Annotated in this window: 16 protein-coding genes; 9 read left to right on the top strand and 7 right to left on the bottom strand. The window is 71.1% G+C overall.

Translation table 11 applies throughout. The features are described 5' to 3' along the window. Positions 1 to 1,127: 1,127 nt before the first annotated feature. From Aiant_RS02430 to manD, 6 genes are read left to right on the top strand one after another with little or no spacing between them, the layout of a single operon-like run. On the top strand, positions 1,128 to 2,111 hold the full coding sequence (locus Aiant_RS02430) for a LacI family DNA-binding transcriptional regulator (protein ID WP_189330728.1): 984 nt from the start codon (positions 1,128 to 1,130) through the stop codon (positions 2,109 to 2,111). Between the two features lie 13 nt (positions 2,112 to 2,124). Further along, on the top strand, positions 2,125 to 3,333 hold the full coding sequence (locus tag Aiant_RS02425; RefSeq protein ID WP_189330727.1) for an extracellular solute-binding protein: 1,209 nt from the start codon (positions 2,125 to 2,127) through the stop codon (positions 3,331 to 3,333). Further along, complete coding sequence (locus Aiant_RS02420) at positions 3,330 to 4,391, top strand: ABC transporter ATP-binding protein (protein ID WP_189330726.1); 1,062 nt, start codon at positions 3,330 to 3,332, stop codon at positions 4,389 to 4,391. Before Aiant_RS02425 ends, Aiant_RS02420 begins: the two co-directional genes overlap by 4 nt. Further along, positions 4,388 to 5,275 (top strand): ABC transporter permease, encoded by an 888-nt coding sequence (locus Aiant_RS02415; RefSeq protein WP_189330725.1) that lies wholly within the window; start codon positions 4,388 to 4,390, stop codon positions 5,273 to 5,275. Before Aiant_RS02420 ends, Aiant_RS02415 begins: the two co-directional genes overlap by 4 nt. Then, positions 5,272 to 6,105, top strand: coding sequence for an ABC transporter permease (locus Aiant_RS02410; protein ID WP_189330724.1), 834 nt, complete (start codon positions 5,272 to 5,274; stop codon positions 6,103 to 6,105). Before Aiant_RS02415 ends, Aiant_RS02410 begins: the two co-directional genes overlap by 4 nt. After that, the gene (manD, locus tag Aiant_RS02405; protein WP_189330723.1) at positions 6,102 to 7,310 is read left to right on the top strand and encodes a D-mannonate dehydratase ManD; all 1,209 of its coding nucleotides are present in this window, start codon (positions 6,102 to 6,104) and stop codon (positions 7,308 to 7,310) included. Before Aiant_RS02410 ends, manD begins: the two co-directional genes overlap by 4 nt. A 161-nt stretch (positions 7,311 to 7,471) precedes the next feature. Here the strand turns inward: manD and sigJ are convergent, their stop codons facing one another. Further along, positions 7,472 to 8,329 carry an RNA polymerase sigma factor SigJ gene (sigJ, locus tag Aiant_RS02400; RefSeq protein ID WP_189330722.1) on the bottom strand — a complete coding sequence of 286 codons (858 nt, stop codon included), beginning with the start codon at positions 8,327 to 8,329 and terminating at the stop codon, positions 7,472 to 7,474. 72 nt (positions 8,330 to 8,401) lie between these two features. On the opposite strand from sigJ, the gene Aiant_RS02395 reads away from it, so the two are divergent. Together Aiant_RS02395 and Aiant_RS02390 are read left to right on the top strand one after the other, a co-directional pair. Beyond that, the gene (locus Aiant_RS02395; RefSeq protein WP_212846918.1) at positions 8,402 to 8,881 is read left to right on the top strand and encodes a carboxymuconolactone decarboxylase family protein; all 480 of its coding nucleotides are present in this window, start codon (positions 8,402 to 8,404) and stop codon (positions 8,879 to 8,881) included. 99 nt (positions 8,882 to 8,980) lie between these two features. Next, positions 8,981 to 9,262, top strand: a complete 282-nt coding sequence (locus tag Aiant_RS02390) for a sulfurtransferase TusA family protein (protein ID WP_229830033.1) — start codon at positions 8,981 to 8,983, stop codon at positions 9,260 to 9,262. A gap of 10 nt (positions 9,263 to 9,272) precedes the next feature. On the opposite strand, the gene Aiant_RS02385 is transcribed toward Aiant_RS02390, so the two are convergent. From Aiant_RS02385 to Aiant_RS02365, 5 genes are all read right to left on the bottom strand, one after another. After that, entirely contained in the window at positions 9,273 to 11,513 is a 2,241-nt protein-coding gene (locus tag Aiant_RS02385) for a DUF4132 domain-containing protein (protein ID WP_189330720.1), read from the bottom strand. A 2-nt stretch (positions 11,514 to 11,515) separates the two neighbouring features. Continuing rightward, on the bottom strand, positions 11,516 to 11,935 hold the full coding sequence (locus Aiant_RS02380; protein ID WP_189330719.1) for a hypothetical protein: 420 nt from the start codon (positions 11,933 to 11,935) through the stop codon (positions 11,516 to 11,518). 85 nt (positions 11,936 to 12,020) lie between these two features. Beyond that, positions 12,021 to 12,500, bottom strand: a complete 480-nt coding sequence (locus tag Aiant_RS02375; RefSeq protein ID WP_189330718.1) for a hypothetical protein — start codon at positions 12,498 to 12,500, stop codon at positions 12,021 to 12,023. 172 nt (positions 12,501 to 12,672) lie between these two features. Then, complete coding sequence (locus Aiant_RS02370) at positions 12,673 to 13,743, bottom strand: hypothetical protein (RefSeq protein WP_189330717.1); 1,071 nt, start codon at positions 13,741 to 13,743, stop codon at positions 12,673 to 12,675. 160 nt (positions 13,744 to 13,903) lie between these two features. After that, positions 13,904 to 14,740, bottom strand: coding sequence for a helix-turn-helix transcriptional regulator (locus Aiant_RS02365; RefSeq protein ID WP_189330716.1), 837 nt, complete (start codon positions 14,738 to 14,740; stop codon positions 13,904 to 13,906). Between the two features lie 113 nt (positions 14,741 to 14,853). On the opposite strand from Aiant_RS02365, the gene Aiant_RS02360 reads away from it, so the two are divergent. After that, positions 14,854 to 15,411, top strand: a complete 558-nt coding sequence (locus tag Aiant_RS02360; protein WP_189330715.1) for a YbhB/YbcL family Raf kinase inhibitor-like protein — start codon at positions 14,854 to 14,856, stop codon at positions 15,409 to 15,411. Here the strand turns inward: Aiant_RS02360 and Aiant_RS02355 are convergent. Then, positions 15,395 to 15,979: a TetR/AcrR family transcriptional regulator gene (locus Aiant_RS02355; protein WP_189330714.1), complete on the bottom strand. Its 585-nt coding sequence runs from the start codon at positions 15,977 to 15,979 to the stop codon at positions 15,395 to 15,397. The genes Aiant_RS02360 and Aiant_RS02355 overlap by 17 nt on opposite strands. Between the last annotated feature and the right edge of the window lie 32 nt (positions 15,980 to 16,011).

Below are 16,011 nucleotides of genomic sequence, written 5' to 3'. Positions count from 1 at the left end.
CGTCCCCGCCCGCGCCCGCGTCTCCGCCCGCGCCCGCGCCCGGGCCCGGTCCCGCGTCCCCGCCCGCGCCTGGTCCCGCGTCCCCGCCCGCGCCCGTGCCTGCGTCCCCGCCCGGGCCTGCGTCCCCGCCCGGGCCTGCGACCTGGATTTCCTGGCCGCCCGCCATGAGCCCGCCGCTCCCGAGCAGCCGGACCACGACCTCCGCCAGAAATCTCGGGTCGCTCACGCCGCCACTATGCGCGCAACCACTCACCGTGTCGTCCGGCAACTCCCTGCCGCCCGGATGCCGCCTCGCACCCGGAGCGGTGATCCCGCCGCACAAGCGCAAAACCCGGCTGGCGCTCACGGCCCTTTCCCAGCCCGTGATAGGGCCGTGAGAGCCAGCTCGGTGTGCTCGGCTGGCGTTCATGGCCCTTTCCCGGCCCGTGATAGGGCCGTCAGGGCCAGCTCGTTGTGCTCGGCTGGCGTTCATGGCCCTTTCCCGGCCCGTGATAGGGCTGTCAGGGCCAGCTCGTTGTACTGGGCTGGCGTTCATGGCCCTTTCCCGGCCCGTGATAGGGCTGTCAGGGCCAGCTCGGTGTGCTCGGCTGGTGCTCGTGGCCCTTTCCCGGCCGGTGGTGGGCCTGTCAGGGCCAGCTCGTTGTACTTGGCTGGCGTTCATGGCCCTTTCCCGGCCCGTGATAGGGCTGTCAGGGCCAGCTCGGTGTGCTCGGCTGGTGCTCGTGGCCCTTTCCCGGCCGGTGGTGGGCCTGTCAGGGCCAGCTCGTTGTACTGGGCTGGCGTTCATGGCCCTTTCCCGGCCCGTGATAGGGCCGTCAGGGCCAGCTGGTTGTGCTCGGCTGGTGCTCATGGTCCTTTCCTGGCCGGTGGTGGGGCCGTCGGGGCCAGCTCGGTGTGCTCGGCTGGCGCTCGTGGCCCTTTCGCGGCCCGTGATAGGGCCGTTAGGGCCAGCTCGGTGTGCTTGGCTGGCGCTGAGGGTCTCGTGGATCGGGATACCACCATGGGGGTCTGCGCGGGCGGGGACCGGGGACGGGTGGTACCGCGGCGCGGGAGCCTTGACAATTTTCCGGAAACGTTTCCAGACTGGCTTCATCAATCGATGTTCATCGAAAGATCAGGGGTCTGGCGTGGCGGTGACCATCAAGGACGTCGCGCGGCTCGCCGGGGTGTCACCGTCGTCGGTGTGCCGGGCGCTGACCGATCCGGCGCGGGTCCGCGCGGACACCCGGGAGCGGGTGGAGAGCGCCGCCGAGCAGCTCGGCTACCGCCCGAACCGGGCGGCCCGCAGCCTGATCACCGGCCGGACCGCGAACCTCGGCGTGGTCCTGCCCGACCTGGCCAACCCGTTCTTCCCGACCGTGGTGAAGGCGATCCAGAAGCAGGCGCGCCGGTTCGACTACGCGGTCTTCCTCAGTGACACCGACGAGGATCCGGCCGTCGAGGTGCCGGCCATCCGGGCACTCGCCATGCAGGTCGACGGGTTCCTGCTCTGCTCGCCCCGGGCGTCCGACCACGAGCTGCGGTCGAACGCCCGGGACAAGCCGGTCGTGGTGCTGAACCGGCGGATCACCCCGTTCCCGTCGGTCACGGCGGACAACGCCGACGGGATGCGGCAGGCGGTCGGGCACCTGGCCGCGCTGGGTCATCGGGCCGTCGCGTACGTCGGCGGTCCGCGCACCTCCTGGTCCCACCGGGACCGGCAGCGGGGTCTGCGCGCCGCCACCGCCGCCCGCGGCATGCGGCTCGTCGAGGTCGGCAACGTCGCGCCCACCGTGGACGGCGGTGCGGCCGCCGCCGACCTGGTCCTGGCCGCACCGGTCACCGCGGTCCTGGCCTACAACGACCTGGTCGCGCTCGGCCTGCTGCAACGGTTCCAGGCCCGGGGCGTGCGGGTCCCCGAGCACCTCAGCGTCATCGGCTTCGACGACATCCCGGTCGCCGGGCTGCTCGGGCCGCCGCTGACCACCGTCGCGATCGACACGGAGCAGATCGGCCGGGTCGGGGTGGACCTGCTCCTGGAGCTGATGGCCGGCCCGGTGCACCGCGGCGTCACCAGACGGGTGCTGCCCACCCAGCTCATCGTGCGCGGATCGACAGGCCCCACTGTCTAAGTAAGGAGAACCCATGTCTCCCAGCCGCCGTCAACTCCTCACCCTCGGCGCCGCCGCCGTGACCGTCGCCGCGTGCAGCCCGCCCGACACCACCAGCCCGTCCGCCGGCGCGAGCGGCCCGGTCCCGGCCAAGCCGGCGCGGGCGGTCACCCTCAACATCCTGGACGTCGCCGGGAACCTCCAGCTGACCCAGGGCATGATCGACGACTTCGTCGCCGGGAACACCGGGGTGATCGAGCGGGTCACCTATCAGAAGGCGACCGCCCCGGAGCTGGTCGGCAAGATCAAGGCGCAGCAGGCCGCCAACCGGGTGGACATCGACCTGGTGCTGACCGGCGTGGACGGCCTGGCCGCCAGCATCGACCAGGAACTCTGGGTGCCGCTGCTGCCGGATTACCTGAGCCGGCTGCCGGGCATGAAGAACTACCTGGTCGGCGCGGCCGCGATGCAGAAGCTGGCCGGGAACTTCGGGGTGACCGTCACCTACTACCCCTCCGGACCGCTGATCGAGTACCTGCCGGCCAAGGTGCCGGTCCCGCCGCGAACCGTGCAGGGCCTGCTCGACTATGCGAAGGCCAACCCGGGCGCGGTCCAATATGCCCGCCCGTCCAACTCCGGCCCCGGCCGCACCCTGCTGATGGGCCTGCCCTACCTGCTCGGCGACTCGAATCCGAAGGACCCGGTCAACGGCTGGAACAAGACCTGGGACTACCTCAGGCAGCTCGGCGAGCACATCACCCTCTACCCTTCGACCACCAGCGAGACCATGAAGAACCTGGCCAACGGCTCGGCGAAGATCATCGCGTCGACCACCGGCTGGGACATCAACCCGCGGGTGCTCGGCACCGTGCCGAAGGAAGCCCAGATCGGGACCCTCAACGGCTTCCACTGGGTCACCGACGCGCACTACGCGACCGTCCCGAGAGGGGTGTCCACCGATAAGCAGGCCGCCGTGCTGCTCCTGCTCGCCTGGATGCTCACCCCGGAACAGCAGGCGAAGGCGTACGACAAGGGATACTTCTATCCCGGCCCGGCGATCGCCGACGTCCCGATCACGATGGCGCCCGAGGAGAGCCAGCAGGCCATCCGGGACTACGGCCGTCCGGAGTATCCGAAGCTCATCGCGGACCACCCGCTCGAGGTGCCGCTCGGCGCGCCCGCGCTGGTCGCCGCGTTCGACCGCTGGGACCGGGAAATCGGCGGCTCCAAGGTGAAGAAGTGACGGGTTTCGAGACGCTGCGGCTCGACGGGGTGACCCGCCGGTTCGCCGGGGCCGACGCGCTGACCGGGCTGGACCTGGAGATCCGGCGCGGCGAGTTCATCGCGCTGCTCGGCCCGTCCGGCTGCGGCAAGTCGACCGCGCTGAACTGCCTGGCCGGCCTGCTGCCGCTCAGCGCCGGGAGCATCTGGCGGGACGGGACCCGGCTCGACACGCTGCCGGCGGAGCGTCGTGGATTCGGGATGGTGTTCCAGAACTACGCACTGTTCCCGCACCTGTCCGTACAGAAAAATGTCTCCTTCGGTCTCCGGATGCGCGGCGTGCCGCGCGCCGAGCTGCGGCGCCGCACCCAAGCGGCGATCCGCCTCGTGCACCTCGAGGAACACGCCACGAAGCTGCCCGGCCAGCTCTCCGGCGGGCAGCAGCAGCGGGTCGCCATCGCCCGTGCCGTGGTGATCGAGCCGTCGCTGGTCCTGATGGACGAGCCGCTGAGCAACCTCGACGCCAAGCTGCGCCTGGAGATGCGCACCGAGATCCGCAAGCTGCACCAGGACCTCGGCCTGACCACGGTCTATGTCACCCACGACCAGGAGGAGGCGCTCTCCATGGCGGATCGCCTGGTGGTGCTGCGGTCCGGCCGCGTGCAGCAGATCGGCACGCCGGAGGAGGTGCACACCCGCCCGGCCAACCGCCACGTCGCCGACTTCCTGGGATTCCGCAACCTGCTGCCCGGGTTCTTCGAAAAAGACACGATCAACATCAAAGGATTGGGGGTACGTACGGCCGGCAGCCCCGTGCGCACGATCCGCGACGGCGCCCCGGCCGTGGCAGCGATCCGTCCCGAGGACATCACACTCGGCGGCGGCGTCGAGGTCACCGTCGAGGTGGCCGAGTACCACGGGCGGGAGATCGCCGCCGAGGCCCGCACCGCCGACGGCCTCACCCTGCATCTGCGCACCCCGCAGCGGCTGGCCCCGGGCGACAAGGTGGCGGTCACCTTCCCGCCGGAGAAGCTGCTGATCTTCCCGGCGGACGACCTGCCTTCCGAGGAGGCCGCGTGACGACTTCCACGCTCGCGGTCCGGCACCGTCTCGCCGAGCGGGGCATCGACCGGCAGCTGTTGCTCCTGGTCCCGGCCACGGTCTTCGTGGTGGCGCTGTTCGTCTACCCGTTCTGCTACGGCGTCGCGGTCTCGCTCCAGCCCGCTCAGGGTGGCGCGCTCGCCGCCTACCGCACCTTCTTCACCGACGCCTACCAGCGCGACACGATCGGCACGACCCTGGCGATCGCGCTGCCGGCCGCCCTCTTCAACGTCCTCGCCGCGGTGCCGATCGCCTACCGGATGCGCGGCCGGTTCCGCGGCAAACGCCTGCTCACCGCGGCTCTCGTGGTGCCGATCACGCTGGGGACGGTGCTCACCGCCGAGGGACTGCTGAACTTCCTCGGCCCGACCGGCTGGCTCAACCGGATGCTGCTCGCCGCCGGGCTGGCCGACCGCCCGCTCACGCTCACCCACAACTACTGGGGTGTGTTCTTCTCTCTGGTGATCACCGGGTTCCCGTTCGCGTTCCTGCTGGTGCTCTCCTACCTGTCCGGGATCGATCCGAGCCTGGAACGGGCCGCCGCCACCCTCGGCGCCGGCTGGGCGCAGCGGTTCTTCAGGATCACCCTGCCGCTGCTCGCGCCGGGCCTGGCGACCACCTTCTGCCTGACGTTCGTGCTGGCCTTCAGCGTGTTCCCGTCGGCGATCCTGGTCGGCGACCCGTCCGGCAGCACCCGGGTGATCAGCATCGCCGCCTACGAGGCCGCTTACGTGCGCTACGACTACGCCGCCGCGTCCGCCGCCGCGATCGTGATGGGCGCGGTCGAGCTGATGGTGATCACCGTCGTGCTCGGGCTGCGCAGCCTGCTTTACACCGGCTCGACGGCGGGAGGCAAGGGATGAGACGCCGGATCGTGGCCAGCCCCGGCGCCTGGGTGGTGTGGGGCCTGGTGGCCATCTTCTTCGCCGTCCTGGCCGGGGTGATCGGGTCGGTGGTGGTCAACTCGTTCGGCGTGCGCTGGTTCGACACCTGGCTGCCGCGGGCCTGGACCACGCAGTGGTACGGCCAGGCGTGGCACGACTTCACGCTGCTGCCGGTGCTCACCGTCACGCTCGTCGTCTGCCTGCTGGTCGCCGGGATCTCCGTGCTGGTCGGGGTGCCGGCCGCCTACGTGCTGGCCCGCCGCAGGTTCCCCGGCAGCCGGCTGATGTACCTGCTGTTCCTGCTGCCGATCCTGATGCCGCCGATCACCTACGGCATCCCGCTGGCCACGGTGCTCTACAAGTACGGGTTCGCCGGGCACCTGTCCGGTGTGGTGCTGGCCAACCTGGTGCCGTCGGTGCCGTTCGTGATCCTGACGATGACGCCGTTCATCGAGCAGATCGACCCGGCGATCGAGCGGGCCGCCCGGATGTGCGGGGCGCGGACCCGGCACGTGTTCGCCTCGATCCTGGCGCCGCTGCTGGTGCCGGGGATCCTGGCCGCGTCGATCCTGGTGGTGGTCCGGACCGTCGGGATGTTCGAGCTGACCTTCCTGACCGCGGGACCGGATTCGCAGACGCTGGTCGTGGCGCTGTTCTACTCGATGTCGGCGGCCGGGATCCGGGCGCAGCAGTCGGTCGACGCGATGGCCGTCATCTACTGCCTGATGATGCTGATCCTGCTGGTGGCGGCGCTGCGGTTCGTCAACCCGACGCAACTGGTCGCCCGGGTGAAGGAGGACCCGGAGTGAGGATCGCCGAGGCCCGGGTGATCGTGACCTGCCCGGGCCGGAACTTCGTCACCCTGAAGGTCGTCACCGACGACGGGGTGACCGGGGTCGGGGACGCCACGCTCAACGGGCGGGAACTGGCGGTGGCGGCGTACCTGCGGGAGCACGTCGTGCCGGCGCTGCTCGGGCGGGACCCGGCCCGGATCGAGGACACCTGGCAATACCTGTATCGCGGAGCCTACTGGCGGCGTGGCCCGGTGACGATGACGGCGATCGCGGCGGTCGACACGGCGCTGTGGGACATCAAGGGGAAGGTGGCGGGACTGCCGGTCTATCAGCTGCTCGGCGGGCGGTGCCGGGACGGCGTGACCGTTTACGGGCACGCCAGCGCGGCAACCGCCGAGGAACTCATGCCGGAGATCGCCGGATATGTGGGTCAGGGCTATCGCGCGGTCCGGGTGCAGACCGGGGTGCCGGGGCTGTCCGGGGTCTACGGGGTGGGCAAGCCGGGTTCGGTCTACGAGCCGGCCTCGGAGGGCGTGCCCGCGGAGCCGGTGTGGGACACCGGGCGGTATCTCGACCATGTCCCGCGGGTCTTCGCCGACGTGCGCGCCGAGTTCGGGCCGCACCTGAAACTGCTGCACGACGTGCACCACCGGCTGACCCCGATCGAGGCGGCGCGGCTGGGACGCGATCTCGAACCGTTCGCGCTCACCTGGCTGGAGGACCCGGTCCCGGCCGAGTGGCAGGACGGCTTCCGGCTGATCCGGCAGCACACCACCACGCCGCTGGCGGTCGGGGAGGTGTTCACCTCGATCTGGGACTGCCGGGAGCTGATCACCGGGCAACTCGTCGATTACATCCGGGCGACGGTGGTGCACGCCGGGGGGATCACCCACCTGCGGCGGATCTTCGACCTGGCGGCGCTGCACCAGGTGCGCAGCGGCTCGCACGGGGCCACCGACCTGTCCCCGATCTGCCTGGCCGCCGCGCTGCACCTGGACCTGGCGATCCCGAACTTCGGGCTCCAGGAGTACATGCCGCACAGCGCGGAGACCGACGCGGTGTTTCCGCACGGGTACCACTACGAGGGTGGCTACCTGCACCCGGCCGAGACGCCGGGACTGGGCGTCGACATCGACGAGGAGCTGGCGGCGCGCTATCCGTACCGGGCGGCGTCGCTGCCGGTGAACCGTCTGACGGACGGGACGGTGCACGACTGGTGACGAGGCGGGGGCTGTTGCCGTACCGAAAACCGGTCTTGATCTTGTGGGTCAGCGCTCGATCTCGCGACGTTTGGCGGCGCCGTTGACGATGGCGCTCGCCACCTTGGCGGCGAGGGTGGCGCTCGCATTGTCGAATTTGTCAATACCCGGACGGTGTGGTTTCAGGGTAGCCAGGGGCGGAGTTTCTCCGGATTGCGGACCGACCAGATGTGGCGGATGCGGGTGCCGTCGGTCTCGAACGCGATGACGCCCGTGGTGACGCCGCCGTGCTGGGTGATCAGGCCGGGCTCGCCGTTGACCGTGCCCTCCAGCAGGCGCAGGTCCGGCGCGCGCTCGGCCAGCATCGCCGCGAATCGCGCGATCTGCTCGCCGCCCTCGATCGGGCGCAGTGCCGCCGTGACCAGGCCGCCGCCGTCCGAGACCATGACCGCGTCCGGATCGAGCAGACCGAGCAGGGCCTCGATGTCCTTGGCCTCCCAGGCCTGCTTGAACTCGCGGACGATCCGGGCCTGCTCGGCGGGCGGCGAGGGAGTCGTGCCGGCGGCCGAGAGCCGGCGCCGGGCCGAGGACGCCAGCTGCCGGCACGCCGCCGGGGTACGCCCGGCCACCTCGGCGACCTCGGCGAACGAATAGCGGAACACGTCGTGCAGGATGAACGCGACCCGCTCGGCCGGGGTCATCGCGTCCAGCACGACCAGGAACGCCATGCTGACCGACTCGTCCAGGGTGATCCGGTCGGCCGGGTCGCTGCCGTCCGTCTCGGGCACCGGCTCCGGGATCCACTCGCCGACATAGCGCTCGCGGCGGACCCGGGCCGAGCGCAGGTGGTCGAGGCAGATCCGGCTGGCGACCTTGGTGAGCCAGGCGCCGGGGACGTCGATCGCCGCCCGATCACTGTCGGACATGGCGTACCAGCGGGCATAGGCCTCCTGCACCACGTCCTCGGCGTCGGCCAGCGACCCGAGCAGCCGGTAGGACACGTTGATCAGCTGGCGGCGTTCGTTCTCGGGGTCGTTCATGCCTCTCCGACGAGACAGCCGGCCGGAATGTGAGGGCCTGACGTTTCGGCGTGCCGTGTCGTCGGACCAACCATGGAGATGACATCACGGATGACCGACCCCGCCGCCTTCTTCCCGGAGCTGGGCGGGTGGGCAGCCGATCTGACCAAGGCCACGCTCAACGGGACGATCCCGGCGAGCACCATCGGGCTGGTGCAGCTGCGGGTGGGGCAGCTCGTCGGCAACACGTATCACACGGTGCGGCAGACCGGGATGCTGCGCAAGGCCGGGGAGCGCGAGGAACGGATCACGGCGGTGGCGTCGTGGCGGGACGCGCCGTACTTCAGTGACGCCGAGCGGGTCGCCCTGGAGCTGGCCGAGGCGGTGCTCACCGCGAACCCGTCCGGCGAGCGTGTGCCGGACGAGCTGTACCTGCGGGCCACCCGGCACTACGACGAGAAGGCGCTGTGGACGTTGACGATCGTCATCGCGCAGATCATGTTCTTCGTGCCGGTCGCGCTGATCGCCAAGCCGATCCCGGGGGCGCCGCTCGGCAGGAACTACCGGTCGTAGCGTCGGGCACACGCGGACACCCTGGCGGCTCCGGGCGGGGAAGCGGCGGGCCGAGTAGCGGGTTGGGATGATCTACGGATGGTCGGAGGGAGTGATCAGGTGGATGCCCAGGTGAGCCCGGTCGTGCTGGACGGCGGGGACCGGCGCTGCGTCGTGCTGCTGATCGAGCTGCGCAAGCTGATCGCGACGCTCCCGCCGGGCGCGCTGGTGCACCTGATCGCCACCGATCCCGCAGCGCCGCTCGACCTGCCGGCGTGGTGCCATCTGACCGGGCACGGATATCTCGGGCCGGTCCCGGGAGACCGGCCCACCTACGCCGTCGAGGTCGCCGCCGACGCCAAGCCCACCGACGCGCGCCGGCCCTGGCGGCCATCGGTGTAGCGTCGCCGGCTCACGTCAGCCGCCCCAGCTGAGCCAGGATCGACTCGTCGGTGATCTTTTCGTCCTCGGCGAGCAGCAGCACCTTGCTGAGGATCACGCTGGTCATGCGGTCGTCGTCGGCGAAGGGCAGGAACAGCCGCCGGTGGGCGGTCGAGCCGAATCCGGCCGGGACCACGCACAGGTAACCGCCCGGCTCGACGTGGATGCTGCCGCTGGTCAGGTGGACCCGATAGGTGGCCCGGGCGCCCCGGACCACCGCCGAGCCGCCGTCGATCGAGACCCGGGTCAGGCTCAGGTCGTCGATCAGCGCCGCGAGGATCTGCGCCCGGGACGCCGCCTGCGCCGGTGACCCGTAGGGCTGCGAGCTGACCCCGGCCACCGAGACCGCCAGGTCCACGTCGCGCATGACCTCGGAGAACGTCACGGGCGGCACCTCCTCGAGCGGGATCGGCCGGCCGTCGCGCAGGAAGCTGAGCGCGCCGAACTCGACGTCCGCCATCCCGAAGTAGCCGCGGATGTCGCACCGCAGCGCCGCCACCAGCCCGCCGGCGACCGGGCGAACGGCGCCGTAGTCGTCAGACTCCCCGTGCAGGAACCAGCCCCGGCCGGAGAGGAGCTGCCCGGCGACCTTGCCCGCGACAACGTGCCCGGCGAACCGGAACGACCGGTCGATCGACTCCCGCTCCGCCGGAGTCAGCACATAGACCTCGCGAAACGCCTGTTTCACCGGCTGCTTCACCCGCCGTCGGACGATCTCCGCCTGCCACCCGCCGAGTCCCCTCCGCCCGGTGGGAGGATCGAGCAACTCGACCGGGTGGACCGCGGTGATCGGCCCGCCGGAGTCCACCTCGTCCAGCAGCCCGACCGCGCCGGCACGATCCCGCCAGATCAGGTCCGGCAGCATCGCCGCCCCGGCCGGCAGCGACCGCAACCGCGCCAGCTCCTCCGGCGCCAGGGTCCCACCGGTGGCGACCAGTCGCTCGACCAGCCCGGACCGCATCCGCCGAGCCTGCTCCCGCAGCCGTTCCTGATGCTCGCGCAACTCCTGATAGGCGGGCTGCGCCCGGACCGCGGCCGGCACCGACCTGAGCTCCTTACCGGCGCGGCTGACGGTGAGGATGCCGTCGGTGCGCAGCGCGAGCCGATAGTCTCCGATCTCCGCCGACGTGGGCGTCGAGCTGACCAGCCGCGCCTCACAGTCCCACTCCAGGCGCCCCGCATCCGGGAACCCGGCCACCTGAGCCAGATGATCCAGCGCCACCTCGATGGCGGCAGCGTGCGAGTGCTTCCGATGCGGCCCGAGCTTGGCGCCGCTCTTGGCCGACTCCCGCAATGCCAGGTAACGGTCCAGCACGGTCTCGCCCGGCGCCAGCGGCAGCATGCCGAAGGCGGCGATGCCTCGCAGCGCGTTGTTCTTCACCCGCTTGAGCACCGCGGCACGGTTCGTCCCGAGGGCCGCGGACACCAACTCGTTGGGCTCCAGTTGCAGGAACAGGCTGGTGGCGGCCGGGCCGGCCTGCTCGACGGCCGCGAGGACGGCCGCCCGGTCCTGCCGGAACGCCTCGTGACCGTCCGGCATCGCCCGGATCAGCCGCACCAGCGGCGCGTCGCGGGTCAGCCCGCCGAGCGGCGCCAGCGCGTCGGCGTCGCCGGCGCGCAGCCGCCACCCATAGACCTGCCGCTGCTCCGCGATCGGCCGATCACGGAGCAGCTCGAGCAGGGTGACCCGCTCGGCATCGGTCAGCTCGGCCGTGCCGAGGACATCGGCGAGCGCGGGATCACCGGACCAGGTCATCGCCAGCCGGACGAAGCGCAGGCCGCGCGGGCCGGGCCGATCGGGTACCTGCCGGCGGCCGATCGGGATCGGGCTGCTGACCAGGCGCCAGGTCAGCTCGTCCAGGTGATCCCGCATCGCGGCGATGAACGGCGTCGGCGGATCGGTGACGAGGCCATGACCGAAGTACGCGTCGATGACGTGGGCGCGATCGACCAGCCGGATGTCCAACCGGCCGTGGTCATGGAGGGTCTCCAGGATCCGGATCAGCAGGTCTCGCGAACGCGGGGCGCCGAATCGGTCCAGCACCAGCGCCCGCAGCAGGCTCAGGTCGGCGGTCGCGACGGCGTGCTCACCCACCTGGTCGAGGTCGACGCGGCCGTGGCGATCGCGGCCCAGGATGCCGGCGAGCAGATCCTGGTGGGCCTCCTCGGCCACCGCGTGGTGCCGGGTCTCGATCAGGTGGCGCATCTCCATGCTCAGCCACCGACCAGGGCGACCAGGCGCAGGAAGACGACCGGCTCACCGAGCCGCACGGTGACCTCCGCATCGAGGCCGGAGAGCTGCCGCCCGCCCGCGAAGATCGCGAAGGTGCCCCGCTCGAAAGCCCGCTGGGCCCGCGTCACCTCGATCTCGGGATCCGGCGCGCCCGCGGATCGCGCGGGCCACCGAACCGTCCCGGTGGCGGCCTGCTCACGGATGTCCGCATCGGAGAGATAGTGCTGGTCGAGCATCTGCCGGCAGTGCGCCGCATCGGCGTCCAGCAGCCGGATCTGCTCCTCGACCGCGCGCCGGATCAGCTCCCGCGCCGTCGTCCGCTCCTGCTCCAGCCGCACCAGCACAGCGGGCAGGTCGCCGGACCTGCCGGTGACCCGGGCACGAACCTCGATGTCGACCATGCGGCGACAGTAGGGCAGCGGTATGACAAGAATCAGGCAGGCCGGGGATCGTTGAGGACGGTTCCCCGGCCCGGAGTGGATCGGGTCAGTTGACCTTGCCGTCGGTGGCCGAGGTGCTGTCGCTGGTCGCCTCAGCGCTGGAGTCCTTGCCGGCCTTGGTGATGCTGGCCTTGACGGCGTCGGTGTCCTGGCAGGCCGTCCGGACCTTCAGGATCGCCGAGCTGACCTCGGCGACCAGCACCGCCTCGTCCGGCTCGCCGGCCGCGGCCTGCGCCTTGGCGAGGCTGGCGCTCAGCACGTCGGTGGCCGCCGTGATGATCGTGCTCTTCGAGGTGGCGCCCACGGCCACGATGTCCTTGGCGGTGGCCAGGTCGAGGTCGCGGCCGTCCTCACCCTTGGTGGCCTGTTCGGCCAGGGTGCAGGCGGCGGCGGTGCCCTTGTCCAGGCCCGCCACACTGGTCGCTCCGCCCGCGGTGGCGATGGGAGCGTTGTCGTCGGTCTTGGCGCAGCCGGTGATCGCCAGGAGGGTGCACGTGGCGACAGCTGCGATGGTGGATCCACGCATGGTGCGGCAGGCTACCGGCTCCGGGTTGCCATTCCCGGTGCCGGGGTAGCGCAGTGTGATGCACGGTACGCCCGTTCTGCCCCGCCTGCACGCTGGCGTGCGGCATTTTCGCGCCCGGCCGCATATTTATACGCTGATGGACGGTGACTGACCGTGATGACGCCGTGCGTGGTCACTGACGCTTGAGGCCGACCTGACGGGCGACCCGGCCCTTGATCCGGGTGACGATGTCGCGGTTGGCGCGCTCGTGCAAACCGTCGGAATACTCGATCATGCCGATCAGCGCCTCGATCGCGGCCTCCAGGACCTGCTCGTCGGTGACCTCGTCCGGCGAGACCGTCTCCCGCAGGCCGACCGGCCGCAACTCGTCGAGGTCCCCGACCACCGTGCACGGGTACTCCTGGAGCTCCTTGATGCGTTCCTCGGTGAGTGCCAGGATCCAGTCGGCGCGATCCATCCCGATGCCGAAACGCAGCTCGTTGCGGCCCTGCTTCAGGACCGGGCCGACCAAATGCTGCAAAACATATTTACGGTACGCCGTGCGGTACGGAAAACGGTCCCCGAGCTGCCGGTTCAGCCGCCGCAGCAGTTCGATCTCGGCGGCGCCCAGCGACGCGTTGGCCGATTCCCCGGGGATCTCGCAGAGGCCGTCCGGAATGCCGACCACACCGGCGAACCGTTCCCACAGCAGAATGTGCGGCGAACCGGGCGGCGGCACGGTGATCAGATGCCGGCGCTCCGGCGGGACCTGGTCGCCCCAGTGGCGCAGCATCCGGTTCGCGGTGTGGTTCCAGAACGCGTCGTTCTTGCCCCGCTCGATGGCACTGAGAAAGTTCTCGAAGCTGCCGATGCTGCGCGACTTCACGTTCTCCTGCCACATCGACGGCAGCGTCCGCCACAGGTCCCGGCCGACCACGATCACGTGCACCTCGGCCGGCGCCAGGCTCCGGACCGCCCGGGCGGCCTGCGCGACGGTCGCCCCGCCCAGCCCCTCGTTCGTGATGATCACGTCGCCGGGCCACTTGGCGGCCTGCTCCGCCAGCATGTCCCAGGTCCAGGTGGCGTCCTTGTCCCGCCAGGACACCTCGCGCAGGTCGGTCATCGCCTGATCCTGCTGCCCGCGCGTCGCCGGGAGCAGAGTGCCGGCGCGCTTGAGGGTGTCCCGGTTCTTCCACAGCACGTTCTGGATGAAGGTGCTGCCGGTCTTCGGCGCTCCGACATGTACGAAGACGCGTCTGGTCATGCTTCTCCCTGCCCCCGATCCGGCCCATCAGGGTGGCACAGGAAACGTCCGGCGAAAATGGCCGGACACGGCTCATGATCATTCTTTGGGAAACGATATTCGCTGTTAACCATTGCGCCGACCGGCGCTCGCCTGATGTTCGCCGGGCAAGCGAGCCGGCTCAGACCGCCACCAGCCGGGACCGGCTGTGCCGGGCGATCAGCTCGCGCAGCTTCCGTTCGTCGGCCGGGCCGGCCGGGGTGACCGTGAACAGGTACTGCTCGCTGCCGTCCTGGCTGGCCAGCACGTCGTAACAGAGCGCCAGCTCGCCGGCCTCCGGGTGCCGGATCCGCTTGTGGCCGTGCGCGCGCTCGGTGACCGTCTGGTCCGCCCACCAGCCGGCGAACTCGGCGCTCGCGCCGCGCAACTCGTCGATGACCTCGCGCAGCCGGGCGTCGCGGGGATGCCGGCCGAGATTCGCGCGCAGGTTGCCGACCATCTCCCGGGCGACCCGCGCCCAGTCGAGCTGCGTGGCCCGCAACCGGTCGTCCAGGAACAGCTGCCGGACGGAGTTGCCCCGCAGCGCGTCGCCGAACACGGCGGTCGCGGCCGCATTGCGGGCCAGCACGTCGAAGCGGAAGTCCATCACGTACGCCGGCAGCAGCGGCATGCCGTCCAGCACCGCCCGCAGCGAGGCGCGGACCGGGGCCGGCTCGTGCCGCACGGCCGGCGCCTCACCCCGGGCGATCAGGTGCAGGTGCCGGCGCTGCGCCTCGGTCAGCCGCAGCGCCGACGCCAGCGCGTCGAGGACCGCGGCGCCCGGCGCGCCCACCCGCCCCTGCTCCAGCCGCGTGTACCACTCGACGCTCACCGCGGCGAGCTGAGCGACCTCCTGCCGGCGCAGGCCGGGGGTCCGCCGCCGCGGCCCGGCCGGGAGTCCGGCGTCCTGCGGGGTCAGCTGCTCCCGCCGCGCCCGCAGGAACCCGGCCAGCTCGACCCGCCGCTCACCCGTCGTCATGTGCTCCATCCTCGGCGGGCGGTGCGCCGCTGTCGACGGCTGATCCTGGTACTCGGAACACCAGGCTCGCGACGGCCTCCCCCGGCCGGACCGGTCCGGCGATCGTCGACGCCATGATGAGAACAGCAGCGGCAATCGTCAGCGCGGCGGCCCTGGCCACCGGCGCGTTCGGCTACCACGCGGTCCGGGACGGCATCCCGGAGAGGGCGGGTCACTTCCGGGTGGCCGGCCCGGACCTGCACCACCGATTCCCGGCGGACGACTTCGCGAACGGCTTCGGCTGCGCCGGCAGCAACGCGCAGCCCCGGCTGACCTGGGCCGGCGCGCCGGCCGGCGCCGCGAGCTTCGCGGTCACCATGTTCGACCCGGACGCACCGACCGGCAGCGGATTCTGGCACTGGCTGGAGTGGGACGTGCCGGCCGGCAGCCGTGGCCTGGACACCGCGGTCCCGGCCGGCGCGGTGTCCGGGACCAACGACGCGGGCTTCGCCGGTTACCTGGGGCCGTGCCCGCCGGCCGGCGACGTCGCGCACCACTACCAGATCACGGTGTACGCCCTGGACGTGCCGACCCTGAACCTGCCCGCCACGACCCCGCCCGCGGTGACCATGTTCACCATGAGCGGGCACATCCTGGCCACCGGCCGGATCACCGTCACCGCGAAACGCTGACCAGCGTGGCGACCTTCCGGAACGTCTCGGGCAGGGACGTTTCCGGATGGTCGATCCAAAACTGCACGCTGGTCCGCAACGCCGTCATGAAGGCGGCCGCGAACACCCGCCCGCGCAGCTCCGCGTCCGCCCCGCCGAACCGCTCGGCGATCTCCGCGGCCAGCTCCCGCTCGATCGCGGTGTACGCCGCGATCTGGTGCGCCAGATGGTTCGGATCCTGGTAGAGCCGCCGCCGCTCGGTCACCCAGGACATGTCGGTCTCCGCCGACGCCTCGTCCAGCAGCTCCGTGGCCGCGGTGGTCAGCACCGTCCACGGATCGTCCGACGGCTGCCGCCGGATCGACTCGCACAGCCGCTTCATCCGGTAGGCGTCCCGGTAGTAGAAGACCTCTTCCTTGTTTGCGAAGTAGTTCGTGAACGTCCGCCGGGACACCCCCGCCGCTTCGGTGATGGCGTCGATCGTGACGTTGTCCGCCCCGCGCTCGGCGGCCAGCCGGATCGCCGCCTCGTGCAGCGCCATCCGAGTGGCCATCTTCTTGCGTTCGCGCAGCCCGAGGTTCTCCTCCACACCGCAACCCTAGTGGTGCGTGATCCAGTTCT

This window comes from Actinoplanes ianthinogenes (genome assembly GCF_018324205.1).
Classification (GTDB): domain Bacteria; phylum Actinomycetota; class Actinomycetes; order Mycobacteriales; family Micromonosporaceae; genus Actinoplanes; species Actinoplanes ianthinogenes.
The sequence above is the reverse complement of the archived record's forward strand: the minus strand, read 5'-3'. Positions and strand labels throughout refer to the sequence as shown.

Coding starts and splice junctions, on each gene's coding strand:
- sigJ (WP_189330722.1), bottom strand. CDS start 8,329: ATGAACGACCCCGAGAACGAACGCCGCCAGCTGATCAACGTGTCCTAC.
- Aiant_RS02370 (WP_189330717.1), bottom strand. CDS start 13,743: ATGACCAGACGCGTCTTCGTACATGTCGGAGCGCCGAAGACCGGCAGC.
- Aiant_RS02425 (WP_189330727.1), top strand. CDS start 2,125: ATGTCTCCCAGCCGCCGTCAACTCCTCACCCTCGGCGCCGCCGCCGTG.
- Aiant_RS02375 (WP_189330718.1), bottom strand. CDS start 12,500: ATGCGTGGATCCACCATCGCAGCTGTCGCCACGTGCACCCTCCTGGCG.
- Aiant_RS02410 (WP_189330724.1), top strand. CDS start 5,272: ATGAGACGCCGGATCGTGGCCAGCCCCGGCGCCTGGGTGGTGTGGGGC.
- Aiant_RS02360 (WP_189330715.1), top strand. CDS start 14,854: ATGATGAGAACAGCAGCGGCAATCGTCAGCGCGGCGGCCCTGGCCACC.
- Aiant_RS02395 (WP_212846918.1), top strand. CDS start 8,402: ATGGAGATGACATCACGGATGACCGACCCCGCCGCCTTCTTCCCGGAG.
- Aiant_RS02380 (WP_189330719.1), bottom strand. CDS start 11,935: ATGGTCGACATCGAGGTTCGTGCCCGGGTCACCGGCAGGTCCGGCGAC.
- Aiant_RS02385 (WP_189330720.1), bottom strand. CDS start 11,513: ATGGAGATGCGCCACCTGATCGAGACCCGGCACCACGCGGTGGCCGAG.
- Aiant_RS02365 (WP_189330716.1), bottom strand. CDS start 14,740: ATGACGACGGGTGAGCGGCGGGTCGAGCTGGCCGGGTTCCTGCGGGCG.